We start from the raw sequence: 4,641 nt of genomic DNA, 5'->3' as shown, positions 1-4,641 counted from the left end.
GAGCGGGAGAGTGTGAGGGGGGTGGCGGGCTGACGGCGGCGCGGCTGGGCAGCAAAGGGAGCGCCGAACTGGACGTTGCGAATTCTGCAGCCGAATAAAAGGCGGTGGTGGAATATTCAATTGCAGCCGGATACTCTTCCTGCTGAGATATAATCGCGAATCGATCTTGCTTGATAGTCAGGTTCAACAGCAGACTCGGCAGCAAGGACCGTGCGTGTTTCATCACTCTGCCGACAATCTCGACGATTTAATGCGAAAGGTTTTCACGCGGCTGTTGTCCGGTAACAAGCGGAACAACCGCGTGAGATCACGCAAAGGTACAAGCACCGAGTTGTTCGGTGCGCTTCTCGAACTTACTAATCCGCGTGCGCGACTGGGAAGATCCGAGGCGCGCGCTAGAGTTTTCAGTCCGCTTGGCGAACTGCTCTGGTACCTGTCAGGCAGCGACGCATTAGACCAAATCAATTACTACATCGAAGGATATGACGAGTTTTCCGACGACGGCGAGACGCTCAACGGCGCTTATGGCCGCCGTATCTTCGGGCGCGCTCGCCTGCACGGCGACGCCGAGCCCAAGGACGAATGGCAGCGCGTGATCGACACTCTGCGCGCCGAGCCCGGTTCGCGTAACGCGATCATCCAAATCTACGCGAACGCCGACGGTGCTCGAAACGGTGCAGACGGCAAAAAAAGCAAGGACATTCCTTGCACCTGCACGCTGCATTTCGTCATCAGGAAGAAACGGCTTCACCTACACGTGCACATGCGGTCCAACGACGTTTTCCTCGGGCTGCCGCATGACGTCTTCTCGTTTACCATGCTGCAGGAGATCGCCGCGCGTGAGTTAGGGGTCGAACCAGGAACCTATCATCACTCGGTGGCCAGCCTACATCTCTACGACGACACGGAAAGGCAAAAGCCGCGTACAAACGCCCAGAAGTACGTGGACGAGGGGCTGCACGACATCGTCCCCATGCCGCCGATGCCGTTGGGCGATCCGTGGCCGGCCGTATGGCAAGTGCTGGAAGCGGAACGTGAAATCCGTGCCGGCAACCCGAATTTCGAACCCGTGGCGGATCTCGACCCCTATTGGCGGGACCTGATTATACTGCTGCGCGTCTTTGCTCTTGGCACATTACGGGATACGAAGCGTGCCGCCGAGTTGCTCAACCGGCTGAACCATGACGGGTTCAAACTCTATGTGCTCGATCGGATCGCTAAGAAGAAAGTGGCGGATCCGGTCATCCGAGAACTGTTCGAACCGGAAGAAGTAGATGCCCAACGGAATCCATAGGGACCGCCAATTCCAATTGCTGAAAGGCCTTGCGGCATACGAAGACGAATTCGGTCCACTTCCCGGTATCGCGGATCCCGCGGCCAGACAGACACTGGTTGAGCAGATGGTGTCGAGCATCCGACGGATCGAGTATGTGCGGAATTTCCGCCATCGCCCAGCCATCTCGGCTGATCGTATCAATCCGTACTCCCCTCTTTTCGATCCTCTGAAAGGTGCGTTTTATCTTGATACCAAGGGCCGCCGCGACGAAGCGGTATGGATAGCTTTTCTGGGCACTCATTTTGGCAAACACGCCGAAGATGCCTGGAAGCTGGCCGCGAACGTCATGGGCTCGTTCGGAGAGGGGCCGGTGTGGACTTTGGAGCGCTATGGCGTCAACAGGGCCGATTTTGAGGCGATGTTAACCACGCATGAGGATGACCTGAAGTCCAAATCTATATCCGGACGATTTTCGAACCACCGTCAGTACCAAAGCAAGAAGATTGGCAATATTGGCAAGGTGTTCAGTACTTTCCACGAATGGTTGACGGCCTCGGGTGGTATGAATTCCAAGGTGCGGCTGATACATAAAGAGGTTGGCCAGGAGCCTACGGCAGTTTTCAAGAAGCTCTACCGATCGATGAAGGATGTCTACGGTTTTGGTCGCTTGGGCAAGTTCGACTTCCTGACCATGTTGGGCAAGCTAGACCTAGCGCCGATTGACGCCGACAGTGTGTACCTAACGGGCGCCACCGGCCCGTTGTTCGGGGCTAAGCTGCTAGTCTTGGGAGCGACCAATGCAGAAGGTAAGCCCAAGGAGATCGAGAGGGCGGTTGATACGCTCGACGACTACCTCAACGTGGGTAAGCAAGTGCTTGAAGACAGTCTCTGCAATTGGCAGAAGAGCCCGACGATCTACACTTATTTCAGAGGTTAGTCGATCAGGTCAGGTATGTTTGGGTCTTCACCCCAACGGTAGCGGCGCTTGAGGAAGTTCAGCTTGCTGTGATCCACCACGTCGGCCCGCTGCAACTGACCTACGATGATACCTGGTGTGACATCCACCGCTCGGGCGATGGCCATGATAGCCTTCGGCCCCACGCCACGGTTGTCGAGTTCTTCCCGAAAATTGGCAGGAAAGAGCAATTCTTGCGCAAACTCGTTGGCCTCTCGTTCTTGAGTCTCCGTGTCCGTTCCCATGAATACAGCGCCTTCGCCGTCGATATGGTCTTGCCCATGCAGTACGATGTGCGCAGCCTCATGAAAGAACGTGAACCAAAAATGGTCTTCCGCCATATGGCGGAAGCTAAGCAGGATGACCGGATTGCCGTTGGTATCGAACCAGGACGCGCCACTTGCGCGGCAACCGTCCGGAGTCCGGGCGGTTGCTACTGCCACACCGACAGATCTGCAAGCGGCTACGAGGCGCGGAACAAACGCGGATGGCCGTTTGAAAGCTGAAAGCTTCTTTAGTCCTGGAAGCATGTTCCTAAATGCCGAGAGGTCAAACTCGGGCAGGTCACGGTCGGCGATGGCCAATTCGCCGGCGCGCAGCCAGACCAGTGTGGCCATGCCGTCGGACGCGAGGGATAGTGAGGTTCGGAAAGCGACAGCGCCCACGCCCGATGAGTAGCGCTGTCCCCATTCCTGCAGAGTCAAGCAGCCAAAAAATGCGAGAATCTCGTCCTTGAGTTTGTTCTTAGACTTGCTGCCTTTGGGGACCCAACCGAATTTGCGCATCGATGCTGCCGGCATCGATGCGACCCATGACGCCTCTGAGTCTTGTGAACTCTCGTCCAAACGGGCCATATCCAAAACGTAGGATTTATCGCGGGCCAGCCAGAACCGCGTCGTAGACCCTAGATTGTCGGCCAGAACACCGGCGTCACTTTCTGTCAACCGACGGTGGCCCCTAATCAAAGCGTCGAAATCGTCTGTGGATATTCCCAATGCGTCAGCGAGTTCTGCGCCGTCGATTTCCTTGGTGTCCATGAGCCGCACTATCGTGTCGCCCGGCGGTGAAGACCAGTTAGGGTCAATCATGCTAGCAGCTTTCCGTTGTTGAGAATCCGCAAGAGCTTAACGCGGTGAACATCGCCCCAGTTGGTCGTGTCGATCACACCGGCTCCGATGGGCTCCACCTCCACTACAGCGGAATCTCCCAATGGATAGCTTAACCCGATCTTGCCTTCAGCCCAGTTAACCTTTGGTTCATCCGGCACTTCGTGGAGATAAATGGCGCCCCGCATGTCTGCGATAAGACTGTGGTATGACCGTGCCAGGTCCTCACCGAGCATTTTCGTTGCCGCCTTTCCGTCGATAGTTGCCCTTCGGATTTTCGGTGTGAGATAGTGAAGTTCCAAGGCAAATCGTCCCGCGAGCAGACCCGAGACCACGCCTGTGACTACTTCGCGCTGCGAGTAGTGAGAGACAGCCCGAGGAAAAAGACAAGTCGAATCGTTCGTCTAGACAACTAATGTCAGCGCTATCCGGCTACGACACCATAATCAATGCCGGTGTCGTCATGTAGCTGAGCGATTGTGCTTATCCTTGCTGATATGCGGCGCAAAGCAGCCACCGCCAAACGCAGTGTCCAGAACGGACCCCTTTGCATTCTGGCGCACCCGACAGGATTCGAACCTGTGACCTCTGCCTTCGGAGGGCAGCGCTCTATCCAGCTGAGCTACGGGTGCTTTCCGGAATCCGGAAAACGAACCAGCCGGTGAACCGGCAAGTCACGGCTTCTTAGCGGAAGCAGGCGCGGGCTTCAACGGGCAATTGGAGATTGGCGCAGCGACATGGCCCGGTGCGTGCAGGCTGCGGCCTATGAGGTTGCCGCCCCCGCCTTCACCGTCCGCCGCCCGCGCACCGCCCGCTTCGGCTTCTTCGCACCCGCCAGTTCGTGCATCGCATCCAGCTGCATCTGCTGCATTTCGGCGAGCCGCGTCCATTGGCGCGAGATGAGGTAGTCGAGTTTTTCGTGCAGATGGCGCACTTCGAGCTCGGCCTTGAGGTTGACGCGGTAGTCGTTGAAGGAGCGCAGGCGGTCCTTGGACTCCTGCCGCCGCTGGCTCATCATGATGATCGGCGCCTGGATGGCGGCGATGCAGGAGAGCAGCAGGTTGAGCAGGATGAAGGGATAGGGATCGAAGGCGGCGCTCATGCCTTCGAGCAGGTTGATGCCGATCCACACCAGAAGCACGCTGCCGAACGAGATCAGGAACCACCAGCTGCCGCCGAAGGCCGCCATGTTGTCGGAGACGCGGTCGGCAAAGGTGCGGTGCTCCTCGAATTCTTCTTCCGAGTTTTCGGAAATCGTGTCCTGCCTGGCGATCGATTCGACCACCTGGCGGTCGAGCTCGGAG

Annotated in this window: 6 protein-coding genes and 1 tRNA gene; 2 read left to right on the top strand and 5 right to left on the bottom strand. The window is 57.3% G+C overall.

The annotated features are described in order from the left end of the window. A partial coding sequence (locus EN984_RS38265; protein ID WP_206517466.1) for a hypothetical protein occupies positions 1 to 187 on the bottom strand: 187 nt, incomplete at its 3' end. Positions 188 to 214: 27 nt separating this feature from the next. Between EN984_RS38265 and EN984_RS23380 the strand changes: the two genes are divergently transcribed. Then, entirely contained in the window at positions 215 to 1,294 is a 1,080-nt protein-coding gene (locus EN984_RS23380) for a thymidylate synthase (protein WP_127267268.1), read from the top strand. Further along, a complete protein-coding gene (locus EN984_RS23375) occupies positions 1,275 to 2,213 on the top strand; it encodes a hypothetical protein (RefSeq protein ID WP_127267267.1) in 939 nt (312 codons plus the stop codon). Before EN984_RS23380 ends, EN984_RS23375 begins: the two co-directional genes overlap by 20 nt. Here the strand turns inward: EN984_RS23375 and EN984_RS23370 are convergent. The 4 genes from EN984_RS23370 to EN984_RS23355 form a co-directional block, all read right to left on the bottom strand. Continuing rightward, complete coding sequence (locus EN984_RS23370) at positions 2,210 to 3,268, bottom strand: ImmA/IrrE family metallo-endopeptidase (RefSeq protein ID WP_164749084.1); 1,059 nt, start codon at positions 3,266 to 3,268, stop codon at positions 2,210 to 2,212. The genes EN984_RS23375 and EN984_RS23370 overlap by 4 nt on opposite strands. Positions 3,269 to 3,315: 47 nt before the next feature. Beyond that, positions 3,316 to 3,639: a hypothetical protein gene (locus EN984_RS23365; protein WP_127267265.1), complete on the bottom strand. Its 324-nt coding sequence runs from the start codon at positions 3,637 to 3,639 to the stop codon at positions 3,316 to 3,318. Between the two features lie 253 nt (positions 3,640 to 3,892). Beyond that, positions 3,893 to 3,969: transfer RNA gene (locus EN984_RS23360), tRNA-Arg, on the bottom strand. Between the two features lie 131 nt (positions 3,970 to 4,100). Next, positions 4,101 to 4,641 (bottom strand): DUF1003 domain-containing protein (locus EN984_RS23355; RefSeq protein WP_164765598.1); only part of this gene is annotated, 541 nt, incomplete at its 5' end.

This window comes from Mesorhizobium sp. M7A.F.Ca.CA.004.12.1.1, assembly GCF_003997835.1.
Taxonomy (GTDB): Bacteria; Pseudomonadota; Alphaproteobacteria; order Rhizobiales; family Rhizobiaceae; genus Mesorhizobium.
Note: the sequence above shows the minus strand (reverse complement) of the source record. Positions and strands in the feature narration are given on the sequence as shown.

Excerpts from the sequence above, each read along its gene's own strand:
- EN984_RS23375 (WP_127267267.1), top strand. The coding sequence starts at position 1,275 with ATGCCCAACGGAATCCATAGGGACCGCCAATTCCAATTGCTGAAAGGC.
- EN984_RS23370 (WP_164749084.1), bottom strand. The coding sequence starts at position 3,268 with ATGGACACCAAGGAAATCGACGGCGCAGAACTCGCTGACGCATTGGGA.